The following is a 19,862-nucleotide window of genomic DNA, read 5'->3' as shown; positions in this document are numbered from 1 at the left end:
GTAATTCTGTGTGACTTTTATTGTAGCGAGAGTTGCCGAGAGCTGAGCCAGGGCCAACGATTCAGCTATAGCGTTACGACGATACAGCTGAATCGTCTAGTTACGGACCAAAGCCTGGCAATGCCACCGTCGCTTGAGTAGATTGCTATAGAACGGTAGCGGGGTGCAGGTATGGGCTGGAACACGGTAATGCTGGGGCTAAATGGGTTGCTGGCTATTGCGCTGGTGGCGATCGCGGCCTTTACCTGGAAACTCACCCAGTCGCTGAAAGCGGCCCCTCGGCTACAGCCAGCCGAGGCTGCACCGCCGGAGGCGTCTATCGACGTAATTATTCCAGCCTATAACGAGGCTGAAAATATTTGCGCCTGTGTGGAAGCGGTGCTGACGACCGCCTTGTCAGGGGCTAAGCGCTTTGAGATTTGGATTGCCGATGACCAATCGAGCGATGCCACCGGGCAACTGGCCGCCGCACTGGCTGCCCAGCACGCCAACGTTCATCATCTAACAGTGCCGCCGCGCCCGACCGGGGAAGTCTGGCACGGCAAAAACTGGGCCTGTGCCCACGCAACGCAGTTTGCTGAGGGCGACTACCTGCTGTTTATCGATGCCGATGTGCGGCTGTCGTCGGGGGCGATCGCCGCTGCCCTGGCCGAAGCTCAGGCCCACCAGGCCGATCTGTTAAGCTGCGCGCCCAACATTATCTGCGGCTGCTTTGCTGAGTGGTTGGTGCAGCCAATTATGATGAGCGCGATCGCGATCGCCTACGACTTTCAAGCTATCAACGACTCCACGGCGGCCGACGATGCCTTTGCCGCTGGGCCGTTTATGCTGTTTCGGCGCGCCGCCTACGACACCATCGGCGGCCATGCCGCTATCCCCGACGTGATTGTGGAAGATGTGGAGCTGGCCCGCCAGATTCGGCGGCATGGCCTAACGCTGCGCTACGTCTTGGGCATTGACCTGCTGGGCGTGCGCATGTATTCATCGTTTGGCACCCTGTGGGAGGGGTGGACGAAAAACTACTACCTGGGCACCGAAGAGAACTTGCCGCTAACGCTGCTGTCGGCCTTTACCATTGCCATGGTGTTTGTCATGCCCTGGGTGGGGCTGCTGGCGAGCCTTGCCGTGACCCTGCTCAATCCTGAATTTTCCTGGCCTAGAGCGATCCTGTACGGGTTGACGGCGTTAACTCTGGGGGGCTATGGGCTGCTGCGATGGCTGAGCCACCGCCAGGTGGGGGTGCCGCTGCGCTACTGGTGGTTGAGCAGCGTGGGCGGCGCAATTGTGGTGGCGATCGCCCTCACCTCCATTGTCAAAACCAAAACCGGCTGGGGCTGGACCTGGCGGGGGCGATCGCTGAAACCCCAGGGTTAACTGTGCTGAAGGGCTAGTTATCAGCGAGCGCTAGTTTTTTTAAGCCGTCCTGAGCATTCCAGCGACGATGGCTGCAACAGTAAATCCTTATACAGTTGTTCAAGGATGCACTAAGCGGTTGACTGGTGAATGTAGTGCCACTCTCCCGTAGGAATGCCGTAGATGGTTAAACGAGTGAGGCCATCAGCTAGATATCGCCGACGATTGCTGCGCTGGTTGGTTGAGTCCGATCAGTCGGGGAAGAGCAGCCACGCCGTCAAACACCCCTGGTGGCAAGTCATGTGCCTAACTGGGGTTGATTACTTCTCCACGCTGGGCTATCAGCCCGGCATTGCGGCCCTGGCGGCTGGGGCGCTATCGCCCATTGCGACGTTGATTCTTGTTTTATTAACTCTATTTGGGGCACTGCCGATCTACCGTCGGGTAGCCTCCATGAGCCCCTATGGCGAGGGGTCGATTGCCATGCTCGAACATTTGTTGCCGTGGTGGCAGGGCAAGTTTTTTGTGCTGTGCCTACTGGGGTTTGTGGCGACTGACTTTATCATCACCATTACCCTCTCCGCTGCCGACGCCACGGCCCACATCGTTGAAAATCCCTTTGTCCACGATTTTTTGCATGGGTACGAAGTGCCGCTGACCATTTGCCTAATTACCTTCTTAGCAGCCGTCTTCTTAAAAGGGTTTCGGGAAGCTATTGGGATAGCGGTTTTTCTAGTCGCGATCTATCTGCTGCTCAACCTGGTGACTATTGGTGTGGGGGGCTACCAAATTCTCACCCATCCCACAGCGATTGCTGATTGGTGGAGCCTGTTGTTTTCTACTCACGGCAATCCGGTAGTGCTCCTGGCCTTGTCAGCGCTGGTATTTCCTAAGTTGGCGCTCGGCCTGTCTGGGTTTGAAACGGGGGTAGCGGTGATGCCCTTGGTTGAAGGCGATCGCAGTGATATCGAAACCGCTCCGACTGGCCGCATCCGCAACACCCACAAGCTGTTGACCACCGCAGCGGTGATCATGAGTTTTTTCCTAATTACCAGCAGCTTGGTCACGACGCTGCTGATTCCACCGCCAGAATTTCAGGCGGGAGGAGCCGCTAACGGACGAGCGCTGGCCTATCTAGCCCACGAATACCTGGGGGATGGGTTTGGCACCCTATATGACCTGAGCACAATTTCAATTTTGTGGTTTGCCGGGGCCTCGGCCATGGCTGGGTTGCTCAGCATTGTGCCCCGCTATCTGCCCCGCTATGGCATGGCCCCTAGCTGGACCTTGGCCGCCCGCCCGCTAGTGCTGATTTTTACGGCGATCGCCTTTGCCGTCACCATTATTTTTCGCGCCAACGTTGAGGCTCAGGGTGGAGCCTACGCCACGGGGGTGCTGGTGCTGATGAGTTCAGCATCGTTGGCGGTGACGTTGGCAGCTCGACAGGCGCGATCGCGGCGGGGCATGGTCATGTTTGGCACTATCACCCTGGTGTTTTTCTACACCACCATCGTCAATATTTTTGAGCGACCTGACGGGGTCAAAATTGCTGCCTTTTTCATTGGCGCCATTGTTTTTACCTCCCTAATTTCACGCGTTTTGCGCTCTACAGAGCTGCGGGTTGAGCAGCTTGAAATAGACCCTACTGCTCGGCGTTTCATCTTAGAAGAAAGCGAACATACCATCCGCATCATTGCTAACCGCAAGCAAGCCGGGGATGAACAGGAATATTCCTTAAAAGAAACCGAGGTGCGAGAAGACAACCACATTCCTCTGACCGAGCCAGTTCTGTTTTTAGAAATCGAGGTTTCAGATGCCTCAGACTTTATGGAGACGGTGCAAGTAGAAGGGGTGCAGGTGGGCAATTACCGCATTTTGAGGGCAAAGGGGTCAGCGGTGCCCAATACAATTGCCGCTATCTTGCTCCACATCCGCAATGAAACCGGCCATTTGCCCCATGCCTACTTCGGCTGGATTGAGGGCAACCCAATTCAATATCTGCTGCGCTTCATTTTGTTTGGAGAAGGCGATATTGCTGTGGTCACTCGGGAGGTGCTGCGCAAAGCTGAAAAAGTACCCAGACGACGTCCGATCATCCACGTGGGGGGGTAGGGATCGCTAGATTGCAGACAGGATCTCTGCTAGCTGCGAGGGGCATACATGATGACTAAAACGCCCAGCAGCACTACCCAGCCGCCCAGCAAATCAAAGCGATCGGGTTTAACCTGGTCAACCATCCAGCCCCATGCGATGGAAAGCACGATAAATATGCCCCCATAGGCAGCGTAGGCCTGACCAAAATGGGTGGGCTGTAGGGTGGGCACTGCGCCATAGATTCCCAGGATGGCCACTCCAAGCACCGCTAACCAGGGGCTCTTGCCCTCGCGCAGCGCCAGCCACACCAAATAGCCCCCGCCGATTTCGCAAAGGCCCGCGAGGATAAAAAACAATAGAGATTTCGCCATCATGGTTGCCGCTGCCCAGGTTGGTTAGTGGCAGTCTGCGTTGGAGCGAGGGCGCATTTCTTGAAAACGACCTTCAGCCCCGATCGCGGCCTCAGCGTAGGAATCGGCGTCATCTCTAGATTCTGATCGGGTACGAGCTCCCAGGTGTAGTAGCGCAGCAGATGGGCCGCCACTAGCTTGATCTCGAGCTGGGCGAAGGCCAGCCCCAGGCAAATGCGGGGGCCGCCGCCAAAGCCCACCAAGCTAAAGTCGGCGCGCTTGTGCTCAGCGCGAGCGGGACTAAAGCGATCGGGGTCAAAGCGGTCGGGGTCGGTGTAGATGGTGCGATCGCGGTGGGCCGCATCGATTCTATACAACGCCATCCATCCGGCGGGCACGCGGTAGCCGTTAAACTCAAAGTCTTTGACCACGCCGCGAAAGCCCCCACCTACGGGCGGGTACAGCCGCTCAACCTCTTTGACAATCTGGTCGAGGTAGGGCATCTGCCGAATCTGTTCTAGGGTGACGCGATGGTGAAAGACCAGCCCGTTAGGGCCATCGCTCGTCTCGATCAATCGCGCCTGCTCCTGCCGCGCCTGCTCCCATACTTCCGGGTGCTGCGCCAGAGACATCACTAGCGAGGTCAACATCGAGGTGGTAGTTTCGTGCCCCGCGAACAGCATCAGCAACGCCTGGGCCTTGAGTTCTTCCAGGCTGAGGCAGTTGCCCTCCTCGTCTTCGCTCTGCACTAGCAAGCCCAGGGCATCTTGAGTGGGACGGGCTTGGCGCTCTTTCACCACCTGTTCAATGTGGTGCAGCAGGCGATCGCGCGCTTTGACAGCTTTGCCAAAGGGTGTCCACCCCCAGCGAATCGGCGGGGCAAAGAGGCCATTGGTTAAATCGGCAAACCATTCCGCCATCTGCGTAGTCTGGCCGCCTAGCTCACTGCCCAGCAGCAGCGTGCTGGCAATATCGAAGGTGAGCTGCTTTATGTCGTCAAACCAAGTGAGCTGGCCTTGGGCGGCCCATTTTTGGGCGTAGCGCTCCGTGAGGCTCTGCATGGTTTCTACGTATCCAGCCAGGGCCGGGCCATGGAAGGCGGGCATGAGCAGCTTGCGGTTGCGGCGGTGCTCTTCACCCTCCTGCAAAAACAGCGACTCGCCCAAGAGTTCTTTAAATGTGCCGGGCCAGCCTTCCCGCCAGGAAAAGCTGTCTATGTTGGTCGAGAGCACAAACTGGTTGGCCTCTGCCCCCATTAGCACTACCGTAGGGCGTCCCAGCAGGCGCGTCTTAAAGATAGCTCCGTACCTGGCCTGGCGCTTTTTGGCAAACTCGCGGTCAAACAAAAAATCGAGGGTCTCGCCGACAACCGGCAGACCAAAACTTCCAGGGGGTAGCGGCAGCGGATTGGGGCTAGGAGCAACCATAGGCAACGGTGGAATGCAGTGGTCGAAGACCGATCGCAAAGACTGTAGTCAAAGACCAGTCCCCAGAACCAGTGCATTCTAGAGTAGCGCGGAGCCGCGATCGCCGAGCAGCGCTGAGACATGGATGGTGATTATGACTAAAACCGTGCTGCTAGAGTAGCCAACAGCCTTAGACCCCAGGGTTCTAGCAGAGTCTGCGGCCAAGCCAGCAAAACTTACGCTAAAGCCCTGGGATCGCTCCTGACATTATGGTTGCCGCCATTCCTTGCCCTATGGCAGGCTAACCCATCACATCACGCAATGGACAGCCCTACTTCGGGATCATCAACCAAGGTGACGCTATGGCCAGATGCCGTAATCAGCTGCTTAAACGTTTCTGCTGAAGCCTCAGAGTCAATGGTGACAGTTTTTGCCTGAGTGTTGATGTCAATGTTGGCCTCAGGTTCAGTGGTCAAAATCAAATCTTTTAGCTCTTGCGCCGATTCCTGGTCGCCCAATGTTGGGACTTGCAATACTAATATCATGCCAATTTTCCTCGTTTTCTTGGGTTTCTATCCCTATACTCTAGGCAGCTTCCGATATCGCTGCCGTCTGTAGAAAGGCTTAATCTTAGGGAGTAAACGCGAGGTTAATGTCTTAAAAGCGATCGCCCAACCTAACTCAGTACCGGCGGTAACTCTTCACCCTTGTAGTCGCGAGTCGGCACTCGAAAGCCGCAGGAAGTGCCGTCCTGGTGAACAACCTCATCCTCCCAGGGCAGGCGATAGCACTCTTTCACCATATCTTTCATGTAAGTGTAGGGGCAATCTTGGGCACCACCTTTGACCGCCACATAGCCGCGATGGCCAAACTGGTAGATGTTATTCTCCACGCCCCAGTGAATGCGGGCCTCGCGCACCAGGTCGGGGCGCACCTCGGCGGTAATAATTTCGTCGGGGCGGTGGCTGCCCATAACGATGGGCGTGCCGTCAAAGTTGACAATCATGCCCTCACCCATGGAGTCAAAGCTGCCGTCGCTGCCACACATGCACACCGACGCTGTCACCATCAGGTTGCAAAAGGCGTTGGCCTGGTTGGTGATCTGCCACGAGTGACGAATAGGGGCCGTGTAGCCCGCTGTGCGAATCATGATCTCGGCCCCCTTATAGGCGCATTCGCGAGCCATTTCGGGGAACATGCCGTCGTGACAGATGATCAGCGCCAATTTGCTGCCGTTGGGGCCGTCACAGACGGGAATACCCACGTTTCCAGGTTCCCACGGCTCTACGGGTATCCAGGGGTGTAGCTTACGGTAGTAGAGCTTGAGTTCACCCTGGTTGTTGATAATCAAGCCGCTGTTGTAGGGGTAGCCCTCGGGGTTGTACTCCATGATTGAGAAGCAGCCCCAGATGTCATTGTCGATGCAGGCCTGGCGAAAGGCGGCGACCTCAGGGCCATCCAGGCTGCACATGATGGCCGAGTTAGTATCCATCGACAGACCGTGGAGCGAGTATTCGGGAAACACTACCAGATCCATCGAGGGCATGTTGCGACGGGCTTTGGCAACCATCTCGCAAATGCGCTGAGTCTGGGCAGCCAGGTCATCGGGGGTGACGACGTTGGGCAGCTGAAGCTGCACCATTCCCAGCACCACGCCGTTAGGAGATTTATTTAAGCCACCAAGTCCACTCATCTGCGATCTCCTTAGAACAACCTGACTCGATCGAGTAGCACTATAGGGCGATCGGGATGTAGTGACGGTGTTGAAAATTACCCAATTGCAAGCTGGTCTTGCGTTCAGGGGGAGACATTAACCTGGCTATAAACAACTGCTTAGCCACTACCAGAACGGAGCGGCCCTTACTTCAATGCAACACATGTTGCATAGGTAGTTTACTTCTGTTACTTTAGGGGCTGAAAGGGGGTTGCCTTGAGCTGGATTGTCTTTACCTACTCGTTGCCGTCCAAGTCTTCTAGCCCACGGGTGACGCTGTGGCGGCGATTGCGACGCATTGGTGCGATCGCCCTTAGCGGAGTGCAGATTTTGCCCGATCGAGACGCCTGCTTAGAAGCGTTTCAGTGGCTGGCTCAGGAGGTGCGGCAGGCCAAAGGAGAGGCGCTGATCATGCGGGTAGAGCAGTTCGAAGGCGTGAGTTCACAAAGCATGATCAACAGATTTCATGAGGTGCGACGCGAAGACTATACCGAGCTGGAGGCCAAGGTGACGGAATTAGAGATGGCGTTAACAGCTTTGGATGAGGCGAGCGATGGCCCTTCTGGGCCGGTCTTTGACCATCGCGCCCCAATTCGCGAAGCCCTAGAAAAGCTCTACAAGCACCATGCCGACATTCGCCAGATCGACTTTTTTGATTGCCCTGAACAAAAAACCGTCGCGGCTCGCCTCAAACAACTGACCCACGCACTCTTGCCTCCCAGCCCCACTGTCACCATTGCTCCCCAGGCGATCGCAAATTATCGCCAGGCCCACTGGGTGACCCGTCCCCGCCCCCATGTCGATCGACTGGCTTGCATCTGGCTGATTCGACGATTTATTCATCCCGAAGCCATAATTCGCTACGACAAAACTGCCAAGGCTGATGAAATTCCCTTTGATATGCACCAAGGTGATTTTCAGCATCAGGGCAACTTGTGTACCTTCGAGGTCATGGCTAAAACCTTCAATTTAGACGATGCCAGAGTGCAAACGATTGGAGAAATCGTCCACGAAATTGATCTGCGGGATGGGATATATTTACATCCTCAAATTGTGGGTGTTGAGGCGTTGCTGCGCGGGTGGCGGGTGGCAGGCTTTTCAGATTCTGCTCTCGAAACCCATGGGATCGCTTTGTTTGAGGGGCTCTATGCCGCCTTGGTATAGAGAGGGCTAAAACAGACCCTTAACCTACCCATTTTTTGTCAATAAATTTTCTGGCAATTTCACTCTGCTCAAAACCAACAAGCAACAACTCCTAATGTCCCTAGATCTTGATAAACCATCGTATTCGTTAACCCAGCTGACGCAGTACTTTCTAAAACTGGGGGCCCTCGGTTTTGGCGGGCCGATCGCCCTGGTCGGATATATGCACCGAGATCTAGTCGAAGAGCGTCAGTGGATTTCTGAAGCCGGCTATCAGGAGGGGTTGACGCTGGCTCAGGTCGCGCCTGGCCCCTTGGCCGCACAATTAGGGTTTTACATGGGCTATATTCACTACGGCATTTTAGGGTCAGCACTAGCTGGCATAGCTTTTGTGCTGCCCTCGTTTTTGATAGTGGTAGCCCTGGGCTGGGCCTACACCCTATACGGTGGCCTGAGCTGGATGCAGGCGGTGTTTTATGGCGTTGGTGCAGCGGTGATCGGCATTATTGCCATTAGCGCCTACAAATTAACGCGCAAAACTGTGGGTCGCGACTGGCTGTTGTGGGGCATCTATTTAGTCAATGCAGCGGCAACTATCATCACCCAGTCAGAGCGGGTGGAGCTGATTTTGGGCGCAGGTTTTTTGGTCTGGTGGCTGAAATCACCGCCCAAAAATTGGGTGAAGAGCAATCGAGTTAATAGTATTCTAGGGCTACCTTTAGTGTCTCTGCTAGCCACCATTCCAGTCGCTACTCCAGCGCTGCTGGGGCAGATATTCCTATTTTTTGCTATGGCAGGTTCGTTTGTCTTTGGCAGCGGCTTAGCTATCATTCCATTTTTGTATGGTGGGGTAGTCAAAGACTTTCAATGGCTAGATGCACAACAGTTTCTTGATGCGGTGGCGGTAGCGATGATTACGCCGGGGCCGGTCGTAATTACTACAGGATTCATCGGATTTTTGGTAGCTGGATTTCCAGGGGCTTGTGTGGCTGCGATCGCCATGTTTATTCCCTGCTACCTACTGACGATTATTCCGGCTCCCTATTTCAAGAAGCATGGTAAACACCCGGCCATTGCTGCCTTTGTCAATGGGGTAACGGTGGCGGCAACGGGTGCGATCGCAGGGGCTGTTGTGGTGTTAGGGCGACAAACGCTCCACGATATCCCCACGATTGCGATCGCCGTGGTCACGCTAGTAGCGCTGTTGAAATTTGGGAAAAAACTGCCCGAACCGCTGATTGTGGCGATCGCGGCACTCCTTGGCCTTTTGATTTATCCCCTGACCGTTCTACCTGGGTGAGGCGACAGCACCTGATAGTTAGGTTCAAGGCTTTGCCCGTTTAGCCCACTAACCACTGCCAGCCCCAGAAAACAGCCATGCCGCCCGCAATGGTGAGCAGCAAGTTTTTGCGCCACAGGGCGAGGACAACGCAGGCGATCGCCCCCACCAGCCGAGCATTCTGCCAGCCTAGCCAGAGCGTCTCGCTATCGGGCAGCACCACCGCAGGCACCACGATTGCTGTCAGCACCACCGGGGGCACATAGCCCAACGCCCGCACCAGGGTCGGCGACAGTTGAATGCGCCCGCTAAAGGCCAGCAGCACGTAGCGAATTGCAAATGTTACCAGGGTCATGGCGGCGACGAGTAGCCAGTCATTCATAGGAAGATTTGAACTTTCAACTTTGAATTTTGAATTGGTGGGCTTTACCCATTGCCCTTCGCCCGTTGGGGTCGGGTTTCGAGCCAGTAGCCTGCGGCGACACCTGCGATCGCCGCCACCATCAATCCCAATTTGTGGGGCAGCCCGTTAGCTAAGACAGCCACAATTCCTGCAATCAAGATGGCTCCTATCATCGGTTGGGTCGTCGCGTAGGGCACGATCATGCCGATAAACGTCGCCACCATGGCAAAATCTAGCCCCCAGGCCGCCGCATTGGGGATTAATTGGCCCACCGTCAGCCCCAGCCAGGTACAGAGAATCCAGTTGCCGTACATGGTGACCGCTGCACCCAGGTAATACCAGTGCTTGTAGGGGCTAGGGTCGGGCTGTAGGTAGCGACGAATGGCGATCGCAAAGGCTTCATCGGTCAAAAAGAAGCCAATTACCGCTTTCCATCGATGGGAGGAGCCCTGCACATAGGGCAGCAAGCTGGCCGCATAGAGCATGTGGCGCAGGTTGACGACCACCGTAGTCAGCACAATCAAGGGCAGGGTGCTGCCCGCCGCTAGCAAACCCAGAGCAATAAACTGCGACGACCCAGCAAACACAAACGCCGACATGCCAATCGTCGCCCCAAAAGATAGGCCACTGCCCTGGGCCAGGGTGCCAAAAATAATGCCGAAGGGAACTGCCCCCACCACCAGGGGAATAATGTCTCGCGCCCCGGCCAGCAACTCTTGGCGGGGAGAGCGCACCCCAAAGTCTGACGCTATAGCCAAAAGAAATCTCCGCAAAGCAGGATGACTCTTTCCATTTTGAGTTAGAAGGTAGAAGAGATATCACGGCTTTTCACTATGGCAGACGCTCCCCAGCAAATTTGTATTCTCGGTGGTGGCTTTGGCGGCCTCTACACAGCCCTGCGCCTCAGCCAGCTGCCGTGGGAGGGCACCCCACCAACGATTACGCTGGTTGACCACCGCGATCGCTTCCTCTTCCTGCCCCTGCTTTATGAACTGGTCACCGACGAACTGCAAACCTGGGAAGTGGCCCCACCCTACGCCGAGCTGCTGGCCGGGACTGCCGTGCAGTTTCGCCAGGCAGAAGTCACTGGCATCGACCTCGACCAGCACCGCGTCAGCCTCAGCGACAACATGGTGCTCACCTACGATCGCCTGGTTCTGGCCCTGGGCGGCACCACCCCGATGCACATGGCTCCCGGCGTGGCCGAGCACGCCCATGCCTTCCGCACCCTAGAAGATGCTTACCATTTGAAGGAACGCCTGCGCCTGCTCGAAGCCACCAACGCCGAGAAAATTCGCGTGGCGGTGGTGGGCGGCGGCTACAGCGGTGTCGAGCTAGCCTGCAAAGTAGCAGAACATTTAGGGGAACGGGGCCGGGTGCGCCTAGTCGAAAGCACCGATATGATTCTGCGCACCTCGCCTGAGTACAACCGTGAGGTGGCCCAAAAGGTGCTCTCTGATCTGGGCGTTTGGATCGATCTCGAAACCACCGTAGACAACGTCACCGCCGACACCATCAGTCTCACCTTTCGGGAGCAAACCGATATTTTGCCGGTAGATCTGGTGCTGTGGACCGTGGGCACTCAGGTCAATTCCGTCATTGCTGACCTGCCCCTCAAGCACAACGAGCGGCGGCAGGTGGTGGTGCAGCCCACCCTAGAGGCGACCGATGCCCCTGGCGTCTATGCCTTGGGCGATGTGGCCGACTGCCGCGATGCCGACGGTCAGCAAGTGCCCACCACCGCCCAGGTCGCCCTGCAACAGGCCGACTTTGTCGGGTGGAATATCTGGGCTGGAATTAGCGATCGCCCCCAGCTCCCCTTCCGCTACCGTCACATGGGCGAAATGCTCACTTTGGGCACCAGCCGCGCCACCCTCACCGGGTTGGGCATTCAGCTCAATGGCGAGCTGGCCCACGTCGCTCGCCGGTTGGCCTACCTCTACCGCATGCCCACCTTTTCACACCAAGTGCGCGTCGGGCTGAACTGGATGAGCAAACCCCTGCGCGATGCGCTGGCAGCCAAATAAACGGCAAAGTGGCTACACCACATTTGCCCTGGGGACACGAGCCCGATCTAAACGTTCAAACATTGGAATGTTTAGATCGGGGCAATGGCTCAATTGAACTAGCGACGGCTATATCGGGGGCGATCACGTATTGATTCCGCCCGGCTTGTTTGGCGGCATAGAGCGCCTGATCGGCGAGGGCGAGGGCGGTAGTTGCCTTGGTAGACGGCTGGGGCACTATCGCATAGATGCCGAAGCTCAGGGTGAGCTGGTGCGTGGGGGCGTCGGCGATCGCCACCTTAGCGATCGCCCCCTGCATCTGCTCAACCACCTCAATGGCACCCGCCAACTCAGTATTGGGCAAGAGCACCACAAACTCCTCGCCCCCATAGCGCGCCACCAGATCGGCGGGACGTTTTAGGCAGCGCTTGAGGGCTTGGGCTACCGCCACTAAGCAGGTGTCGCCGCTAGGATGGCCATAGGTATCGTTAAACAGCTTAAAGTAGTCGATATCGCACAAAATCAGCGCCAGAGGTTGCTTTTCCCGCTGTAGGCGTCGCCATTCTCGCGTTAGCTGCCGATCAAAGCAGCGTCGATTGGCAATTTGCGTTAGCCCATCGGTATTTGAGATGCGCTCTAGTTCCTGGTTAGCCGCGCTCAAGCGCTGGTGCAGCTCGGCATGTTGAATCGAAATTTCGAGCTGCTGCACAATTAGGGTCAGGGTTTCGACCTCTCGCTGAACCCAAGGGCGGGCGCAGGGGTCATTTTGCACCACCAGGCCACCCCACAACTGGCCCTGTTGGTGAATCGGCAGACACAGCTCTTGGGGCACATTAGTCCGGCAGGATGCGGCCCCGCCGTGGGGGGTCAGCGGAGCCGCGTCGATCAGGCAAATCTGCTGCTTGGTGAGCGTGCCCCCCCCACCCGCACAGTGCTCTAAATAGGGGCGGCCTAACCCCTGGACGCAAAGCTCTAAGGCCAGACTATCGCCCGAGAGCGCTAGCAGTTTGCAGCCCTGGGGATTGCAGGAGCGATAGACCATCACCCGACGCGCCGTCAGCAGCTGCTGAATGGCTTTGACCGTATTGTTGAGAATGTCTTGCAGATGAATAGAGGCATGAATGTCCTGCACGATCTGCCGAGAAATTGCCTCCCACTGGGCCTGAAACTGAGCCTGTTTGCGCAGCTGGCTCAGCTCCAAATGGGTGCGAATGCGGGCCAGCAGCTCGACAGCGTTAAAGGGTTTGGTGACGTAGTCAACTGCCCCGTACTCAAAGGCCTGGGCCAAATGCTCAATTTCGTGGCTGGCCGTCAAAAAAATAATCGGGATGTGGGCCGTCGCCGGATTCTGCTGGAGTCGATCGCACACATCGATGCCGCTCATTTCTGGCATCATCAGATCGAGCAAAATCAGGTCGGGTTTGATATCTTCCAGCCGGTCTAACACCTGCTGCCCACGGGTGGCAAAGGTGGTGCGATAGCCCACTGCGTTGAGCACCTGCTGCAAAATCTTGAGATTGGCAGGCACGTCGTCGACGGCCATAATCAAACACTGCTCGGGCTCAAACGCTGGGGGCTTAATCATGAGGGGTCTCACCAAAAGCCGTAACCTGCTGAGTCAACGTCTCTAGCAGGGGCGCAAACGCATTCACGGTATGGGGCAAATGTTCCCAGTCAAACTGTTCTAGCTGCATGGTCAAGATGGTCAAGTAGTCAGACAACGGTGGGTAGGGGTAAACCGCGATCGCCCCTCGCAGCTCTTCAACAAAGGTTTCAAGCGATCGCGTTTCTAGGGTTTGCCGCAGCGGTTGCCAGCAGTCAACGGCGATCGCCTGAAGCTGGGTGAGCAACGCCAACAGCCGCTCTGGGGTCGGGGTCGTCAGAGTCGCTGCACCGGGGTTAACGGCGCTCGGGCTGGATGCGATCGCCGCTGCACCAGCGCTAGAGCGAGTTTCTACCGCTGGGAGCACTCCAGCGCCAACCACGCGCTGCATCAGCTCAAAGAGCTGCTGGCGCTTAACGGGCTTGTGCAGCAGCCCGTCATACAGGTCGCTGGCAAGCATGGTTTCACCCTCATAGCTGAGCGAAGCCGTGATCAAAATAATCGGAATAGAGCGGGTCGGCTCATGCTGCTTGAGGGCCAGGGCCGCCGCCTGACCATCCATCAGCGGCATCCGCAGATCGAGCAAAATCAGGTTGGGCAGGTGGGTCTGCGCCATCTGCACCCCCTCTAGTCCGTTCTCGGCAAACAGCAGGCGATGGTGGGTGTTGCGAAAGTAGCCCGCGATCAAATCTTGGTTTGACCGAGCATCGTCTACTACCAAAATTTTGAGCGGTGTCCACTGGTTTAAGTCGGTTTCGGCCTCGATCGCCGTCGGCTGAGAGCTACCCTCAGGGGCGATCGCCACCCGACTAAACTCACAGATAAACGTGCTGCCCCGACCCAGCTGACTCTCGACCTCGATGGTGCCGCCCATCAGCTGGGTGAGCCGATAGGTGATCGCCAGCCCCAGACCCGTGCCGCCAAACTTGCGATCGCTCTGGCCGTAGCTCTGGGTAAAGGCATTAAAAATGCGCTGCTGATCGGCTTCGGCAATGCCAATGCCCGTGTCGGCCACAGAAATCTTGAGATTGACCGCAGGTTCGCCCTGCACCGTGGGCAGCCCCGTACAGGCCACCTCAATATCGACATGGCCCTGCTCGGTAAATTTCAGCGCATTGCCGACCAAGTTAAACAAAATTTGCCGCAGCCGCACCTCGTCAAGCCACAGCGCTTTGGGCAACCCCGTGCCCAAAATCATCCGCAGCCGAATGCCTTTTTGCGCCGCCTTTTGCTGAAAAATGTGTTGAATATCTTGGATCAACAGCGCAATATCCGTCGGCTCCAGCTTGATATCCATCTGACCCGCCTCGATTTTAGACAGGTCAAGAATGTCGTTGATCAGTGACATTAGGGTCTTGCCGCTGGACGAAATTGCCTCCAGGTAGTCCAGCGCCACCGGGTTTTGAATGATGGTTTGCAGCAAATCGGTAAACCCCAGCACGGCATTCATCGGTGTGCGAATCTCATGGCTCATGTTGGCCAAAAATTCGCTCTTGGCCCGGTTGGCCACCTCGGCCCGCTCTGCCGCCTTCTCTAGGGCCACATTCGAAAAATTCAGCACAGCCAGCATCAGGGTGCTGCGCAAATCGGCTGCCGCTTCGAGCTGTCGGGTTGACCAGGCCACCGATCGCCCCCGCACCAGCTCCTTCCACAGGTCAAACGAATGGCGGGGGCAGAGCTTCGGTTCCCCAGCCTCATCGAGGGTGACGCTGGCGCTCAGCTCGCCCGCCCAGTACACCGTTTCGATCTGCTCAGAGCGAAACAGCAAAATGTGGTACGACACGGGCCGGGGCTGTTTTAAAAAGATCGAGATCGCCAGTGCGCCCGCCGATTTCACCGCCCACTGCTGGCTGGGGGGGTACGCCTGCGCCAGCGTCTGGGTGGCAAACACCTGGTCTTCGCCCCGCTCGGCCAGCCAGTCAATCAAGGCTTTGACCTCGGCTTTGGCTGGTGTAGCCCCTACCAGGGCATAGTCTTGGTCTAAAACCAGAGCAGCCCCCTCGGCCTCAAACATGTCTAACAGCAGGTTGGCGTTGGTGGTGAGGGTTTTGAGCACCGCGTCTTCGGTTTCGTTGATGGCGATGCCGAGCTGCCCCAGCAGAGTTTTGTTTTGAATCTGGTAATAGCTGCGCTCTCGCTCTTGGTGACGCATCAGCTCTAGGCTGGCCACCTTGACCAGCATCGTAAACGCCATCCGGGTAATTTTGGGCACCGCCTTGGGTTGGTAGTGATGGCAGGCCACCAATCCCCACAGCCGTTGATCGTCGGTGAGCGAAAAGGTCATGGAGGTGCTGACGCCCATGCGGTGCAAATAGTCGATGTGGGGTGGCGATACTCCCCGCAGCTCGGCGGCACCCAGATCGAGCGGGCTTTGGGTGAGGGGGTTTTCTTCCGGCACCAGCGGCACAGGCACGTAGTCAAGAGCAGGAATAAACCGAAGCGGGTTGGTGTAGAACAGCGATCGCGCCTCGCGGGGAATATCGGTGGCCGGGTAGTGCAGCCCCAGATAGTTTTCGTGGTGGCTGCGGTTGACTTCGGCCACCACCACCCCGCTCTGATCGGGCTGAAAGCGATACACCATCACCCGATCAAACCCCGTCAACCGCTGAATTTCGCGGGCAAAAAGATCGACTAGCGACTGCAAGTCTGAGGCGGTGCCAAAGGCGGCGATCGCCGTATTGATCTGGCAGCACAGGTCCTCTGAGGTGGGTTCATCGGCGGTCTGCGGCTCTAGCTCCATCAGCAGCGTCTCTTGCTGCCAGTGCAGGCTAGCCGCAAACGACTGGCCAGTGGTCGGGTGGGCGAGGGTGAGGTAGGCCGCCGCCTGATTTTGGTCGAGACAGTGGCGCAGCAGCTCTACATCGGCGGCCGCAAAGGCCACAGTTAAGGGCTGCCCAAGCAGCTCGGCAGGGGATTGGTGCAGCAGATCCTCAACATTGGCGCTCACCTGCAAGATCGTCAGGTCTGGGTACCTCAGAGAGATCAACAGTCCGTGGGGCTGAATATTCTGAATGAAGCGAATCGGATAGGGATTGTAGAGCTCTAAGGCAAGCAAGTCGTCATTGTTGAGCGATCGCGAGGTTTGACGGTCAAGAGTTTCAGCCATACCAATCTAGCCGAGGGAGTGCTTACAGCCAAAGGCCGTTAGCGTTTACATCGAGTCCAGCTGAGGGCTGCTAAGCCTACCAACAGCTACTCGTCATATCGTTCATAATGCCCGTAACTCAGGTGCCTAGGCCCTAAATTACCCCGCTCGAAGTAATTCGAATTGTTCGATCGCAGCGTTGACAATTGCGGCTTTGTCGTACCCAATAGGCTACCCATCATCCACAGCAAAGCCACCCCAGCAGAATGCCTAGGGTAGCTTTGACCTAAATAACTGAGTTTCTAAAAGAGAGCCTAAACGACCGGCAGTTCACCGTTGGCCAGCCAGTAGGCACAATCGTCGCCGAGCTGGGCCTGGGACACATCCTCATACCAATCAATATCTTCAGCTGTGAGAATGTCGCGCCAGCGGCCATTAGTGCCCTTATTGATAAAGGTTTTGGCCCCACCCGCAAAGATCTGGCCGCCCAGGGGCGCGATCTGCTCAGCGTTGCGCTTCATATAGTCAAAGGTGCAGTGCTCCACAATGCCGTCCCACTGGGCCTCGTCAATGGAAATTTCAAGGAATTCGGCAATGCGGCGCATTTGACCCGGCAGGTCTGCTTTGAGCTGGGCGTAGTGCACCAGCAGCACGTTGGGCAGGTGGCGCACCTCCCACCACGATCGCATGTTGTCCCACAGCGACCAGAAAGGGTAGCCGTCACCCTGCAACCAATCCTGAAAGTACTGCCGAATCGAGCTAGTCGGCGGCTCAAGGGGTGGCCCCACCAGTCCAGGGGTGTTGTTCACCAGGTCGTAGAACAGGTCATTGGCGTTGGCGTGGTGGTTGTAGAGGCTCCAGAGCACGTCGCGGCCATCGCGGCCAATGTAGATGTATTTCGCCTGAGGTGAGAAAACCAGCGCATCCACCGGCAAATGGGTCTTGAGAAAGCGGCGGTGGGTTTGGGCCTCCACGGCGGCCATTTTCTCCGGCGCAGGCGGCACCCGCAGATCCATCCAGGGCGACATCTCGCCCACGCTCAGCCCCTCTTGGCCATCAAAAATCAGCTGGGCGACAATCTGCTGCATCCAGGTGGTGCCAGATTTGCCGTAGGTGGCAATCACAATGTCGTCGTCGCGAAACTGAAAGTCATTCCAAATGGTGGAGTCAAAGTGGTGGCTGTGCAGCTCGCGGGTCTTAACGGGCCAGTTGTTTGCCCGGGTTCTATTGAGGTCGGCAACCGAGGTCTGAGCGGGTCTGCTGATGGCTTGGGTCATCATGGGTCTCCTTAAGAAAGCAATGAAATGTAGTAGGTGTTACACAGCTCAAATAGCTACACGGGGCTGGGCAGGCTTTCCAGACAGACGGCCATCTCATGGCATGAACGCCCGTAGCATTCTCAAACGAATGTTCTGGGCCTAAGGCCGCCAAAAATCGGTCAGCGCCACGGTATAGGTCTGGGTGGCTTCGTTGTAGGTGATGCGGTAGCGGGTGGGGTAAAGCCCTGGTTTAGCGTAGCTCTGGGGGAGCGCAAAGGCTCCTTCAAAGTCCTGCTGGCTGGAGAGAAAGTTGAAGGACACCATGGGTTCGATAAAGGCGATCGCCCCTTCATAAAAGCCGTAGATCAGCGTGTGGTCAAAGCCGTGGGGGTGGCCCTGAAACTCTGCCGCCGTGGGGTCAGCCCAGTGGGCACCCATGCGAGGTTCAGCACTGTCGGGGGCCATCACATAGCCCGCTGGAATGTACTCGGGGGCGGGAGTTTTATAGGCTTTTTCCAGGTCGGCCCCCTGGGCAGTAATGGCCTCGCGCTCGGCAGGGGTCAGGGTGTAGGCATGAATATCGAAGTGGGCATCGCCGTAGATAGGCTCGGGGGGGTGACCGTGAGGCCGCCAGTCAATGGCAATGTGGTCGATCGCCGTAGATTCGGCCTGAAAGGGCAGGGGCAAGAGGAGTTCAATGCCCTCCTGGGGCAGCCCGGCCAGGGCCGCCGCAGCGATCGCACCATTCGCCTGTGGGATGTCGCGACCTGGCAGTGCCAGCGGGTAATCGATGGCCACACTGCCGTCGTTACCGCCGTTATCTTTTTGCCTACCCTTACCCCCGGCAGCCGATACCCCATCCTGGCCAGCAGTAGCCTCGACGAAACCATTCGCCTGTGGAATGTGGAAACTGGGGAATGCCTCGACGTCCTGCGCCCCGATCGCCTCTACGAAGCGATGAACATTACTGGCGTCACTGGCCTTTCGCCCAACGAGATTGCCATTCTTAAAAGCCTGGGAGCCGTGTGATTAATGCCGCCAATTCTTTGGATGGTATTGGTGTCGCTTCTCTCGCATCGAAAGCTACGCTTGTGGAAGTAGAAGCGGTCGCCAGAGCTGATTGCAATCCTTTTGGACTTGGGTGAGTTGCGTACCTCGTATTTTTTGAGGGTCGTGTTCTAGACCTGTGGATCGGTCAGTTTAATCGAACGCGAACTGCCCCTCAAAATCCAGACAATCAAAATTGCAGTCACAATGCTATAAATCAATATGATTATCGGCGGGTTGAGAATCATCAGGTTCGGCTGATTCAAAACGAGCAGGATTTGCACTACTCCAGCAATCAGCCAAACAATCGACCTGGCCGAAAATCGCCGCAGCAAAAACCACTGGGCGATCGCGGTTCCTGCCCACGTTGCTGCTGATGGGAGGTCTAGACTAAAGTCACCAGATAATCCGACTCCGCCAGTAATAACGGCCCCAATTGCCCCACCTGCCAACGTCGCGCCAAACCAGTGGGCAATCGGCAAATATTGCTTTAGCAGCCAGCCCTGAGCAGCTCCAACCGCTGCCGTAAGCAGCAGCGACATCAGGGCTAAAAAGACAACAGAACCCACCGGGCCCTCATTGGTGCCTTCGATCGCTATGCCCAGTTGACCAGCAGCAAACCAGCTGATACATAGCGCCACAAATCCACCGACAAAAATGGCGCCCATGCTCACTAGCCACCACAGCAAACCAAATATCCAATTAATCCTGTGACTCGACATAGACTCTGCCTGTTCACAACTGCCTCATCCTATATCGCAGCAACAGCAGATGAAGACTAGACGCGATCGCCTGTGAAATGTGGAAACTGGGGAATGCCTCGCCGTGCTGCGCCCCGATCGCCTCTACCAAGCGATGAATATCACTGGTATCACGGGTCTCTCTCCCAGCGAAATTGACATTCTCAAAAGCTTGGGGGCGGTAGACCTGTAATTTGAGTTGCGGGGTTGGTCAGCCTAGGGGCAGACAACGATAAAACCAGCCCGATCCTCCGTTAGCGGCGGCAGTGCCACTTTGCAGTGCCACTTTGAACGAGCGTCTATTTCAACTCATTACCCTGTATGGCTTAGGGCAAGATTGCGGTGTGGAATGCTGCGGCTTTTTGCCGTTTGCTGACCTC

Annotated in this window: 19 protein-coding genes; 7 read left to right on the top strand and 12 right to left on the bottom strand. The window is 56.7% G+C overall.

Annotation, left to right across the window (positions count from 1 at the left end):
• Window positions 1-171 precede the first annotated feature (171 nt).
• Complete coding sequence (locus H6F57_RS21980) at window positions 172-1,374, top strand: glycosyltransferase (RefSeq protein WP_199289609.1); 1,203 nt, start codon at window positions 172-174, stop codon at window positions 1,372-1,374.
• Window positions 1,375-1,536: 162 nt separating this feature from the next.
• Complete coding sequence (locus tag H6F57_RS21975) at window positions 1,537-3,465, top strand: amino acid transporter (protein ID WP_190625933.1); 1,929 nt, start codon at window positions 1,537-1,539, stop codon at window positions 3,463-3,465.
• Window positions 3,466-3,494: 29 nt separating this feature from the next.
• On the opposite strand, the gene H6F57_RS21970 is transcribed toward H6F57_RS21975, so the two are convergent.
• From H6F57_RS21970 to H6F57_RS21955, 5 genes are all read right to left on the bottom strand, one after another.
• Window positions 3,495-3,818, bottom strand: a complete 324-nt coding sequence (locus tag H6F57_RS21970; RefSeq protein ID WP_190626056.1) for a YnfA family protein — start codon at window positions 3,816-3,818, stop codon at window positions 3,495-3,497.
• The gene (locus tag H6F57_RS21965) at window positions 3,818-5,224 is read right to left on the bottom strand and encodes a cytochrome P450 (protein WP_190625934.1); all 1,407 of its coding nucleotides are present in this window, start codon (window positions 5,222-5,224) and stop codon (window positions 3,818-3,820) included. Before H6F57_RS21965 ends, H6F57_RS21970 begins: the two co-directional genes overlap by 1 nt.
• 78 nt (window positions 5,225-5,302) lie before the next feature.
• Window positions 5,303-5,428, bottom strand: a complete 126-nt coding sequence (locus tag H6F57_RS28125; protein ID WP_277873700.1) for a hypothetical protein — start codon at window positions 5,426-5,428, stop codon at window positions 5,303-5,305.
• Between the two features lie 89 nt (window positions 5,429-5,517).
• Window positions 5,518-5,748 (bottom strand): heavy metal transport/detoxification protein, encoded by a 231-nt coding sequence (locus tag H6F57_RS21960; RefSeq protein ID WP_190625935.1) that lies wholly within the window; start codon window positions 5,746-5,748, stop codon window positions 5,518-5,520.
• Between the two features lie 131 nt (window positions 5,749-5,879).
• Entirely contained in the window at window positions 5,880-6,896 is a 1,017-nt protein-coding gene (locus H6F57_RS21955) for a formamidase (protein WP_190625936.1), read from the bottom strand.
• 237 nt (window positions 6,897-7,133) lie between these two features.
• Between H6F57_RS21955 and H6F57_RS21950 the strand changes: the two genes are divergently transcribed.
• Window positions 7,134-8,081, top strand: coding sequence for a chromate resistance protein ChrB domain-containing protein (locus H6F57_RS21950; protein ID WP_199289610.1), 948 nt, complete (start codon window positions 7,134-7,136; stop codon window positions 8,079-8,081).
• 94 nt (window positions 8,082-8,175) lie between these two features.
• Window positions 8,176-9,360 (top strand): chromate transporter, encoded by a 1,185-nt coding sequence (locus H6F57_RS21945; RefSeq protein ID WP_190625937.1) that lies wholly within the window; start codon window positions 8,176-8,178, stop codon window positions 9,358-9,360.
• Between the two features lie 40 nt (window positions 9,361-9,400).
• Here H6F57_RS21945 and H6F57_RS21940 read toward each other — a convergent pair whose 3' ends face one another.
• Both H6F57_RS21940 and H6F57_RS21935 read right to left on the bottom strand, forming a co-directional pair.
• A complete protein-coding gene (locus H6F57_RS21940; RefSeq protein ID WP_190625938.1) occupies window positions 9,401-9,721 on the bottom strand; it encodes an AzlD domain-containing protein in 321 nt (106 codons plus the stop codon).
• 44 nt (window positions 9,722-9,765) lie between these two features.
• A complete protein-coding gene (locus H6F57_RS21935) occupies window positions 9,766-10,500 on the bottom strand; it encodes an AzlC family ABC transporter permease (RefSeq protein WP_199289611.1) in 735 nt (244 codons plus the stop codon).
• Between the two features lie 75 nt (window positions 10,501-10,575).
• Here H6F57_RS21935 and H6F57_RS21930 point away from each other — a divergent pair, with 75 nt between their 5' ends.
• Window positions 10,576-11,769 carry an NAD(P)/FAD-dependent oxidoreductase gene (locus tag H6F57_RS21930; RefSeq protein WP_190625939.1) on the top strand — a complete coding sequence of 398 codons (1,194 nt, stop codon included), beginning with the start codon at window positions 10,576-10,578 and terminating at the stop codon, window positions 11,767-11,769.
• A 55-nt stretch (window positions 11,770-11,824) separates the two neighbouring features.
• Here the strand turns inward: H6F57_RS21930 and H6F57_RS21925 are convergent, their stop codons facing one another.
• The 4 genes from H6F57_RS21925 to H6F57_RS21910 form a co-directional block, all read right to left on the bottom strand.
• Window positions 11,825-13,333 (bottom strand): diguanylate cyclase, encoded by a 1,509-nt coding sequence (locus H6F57_RS21925; protein ID WP_190625940.1) that lies wholly within the window; start codon window positions 13,331-13,333, stop codon window positions 11,825-11,827.
• A complete protein-coding gene (locus H6F57_RS21920; protein WP_190625941.1) occupies window positions 13,326-16,457 on the bottom strand; it encodes an ATP-binding protein in 3,132 nt (1,043 codons plus the stop codon). Before H6F57_RS21920 ends, H6F57_RS21925 begins: the two co-directional genes overlap by 8 nt.
• Before the next feature lie 293 nt (window positions 16,458-16,750).
• Window positions 16,751-17,713 (bottom strand): sulfotransferase domain-containing protein, encoded by a 963-nt coding sequence (locus H6F57_RS21915; RefSeq protein WP_190625942.1) that lies wholly within the window; start codon window positions 17,711-17,713, stop codon window positions 16,751-16,753.
• Window positions 17,714-17,854: 141 nt separating this feature from the next.
• Window positions 17,855-18,382 (bottom strand): hypothetical protein, encoded by a 528-nt coding sequence (locus H6F57_RS21910; RefSeq protein WP_190626071.1) that lies wholly within the window; start codon window positions 18,380-18,382, stop codon window positions 17,855-17,857.
• On the opposite strand from H6F57_RS21910, the gene H6F57_RS21905 reads away from it, so the two are divergent.
• Window positions 18,341-18,724 carry a hypothetical protein gene (locus H6F57_RS21905; protein ID WP_199289612.1) on the top strand — a complete coding sequence of 128 codons (384 nt, stop codon included), beginning with the start codon at window positions 18,341-18,343 and terminating at the stop codon, window positions 18,722-18,724. The two genes, H6F57_RS21910 and H6F57_RS21905, sit on opposite strands and share 42 nt — an antisense overlap.
• A 149-nt stretch (window positions 18,725-18,873) precedes the next feature.
• Here H6F57_RS21905 and H6F57_RS21900 read toward each other — a convergent pair whose 3' ends face one another.
• A complete protein-coding gene (locus tag H6F57_RS21900) occupies window positions 18,874-19,410 on the bottom strand; it encodes a hypothetical protein (protein ID WP_190625944.1) in 537 nt (178 codons plus the stop codon).
• Between the two features lie 133 nt (window positions 19,411-19,543).
• On the opposite strand from H6F57_RS21900, the gene H6F57_RS28120 reads away from it, so the two are divergent.
• Complete coding sequence (locus H6F57_RS28120; RefSeq protein WP_277873699.1) at window positions 19,544-19,675, top strand: hypothetical protein; 132 nt, start codon at window positions 19,544-19,546, stop codon at window positions 19,673-19,675.
• The last annotated feature ends 187 nt before the right edge of the window (window positions 19,676-19,862 follow it).

The sequence above is a fragment of the Leptolyngbya sp. FACHB-60 genome (assembly GCF_014695775.1).
Lineage (GTDB): Bacteria > Cyanobacteriota > Cyanobacteriia > Phormidesmidales > Phormidesmidaceae > Nodosilinea.
The sequence above is the reverse complement of the archived record's forward strand: the minus strand, read 5'-3'. Positions and strand labels throughout refer to the sequence as shown.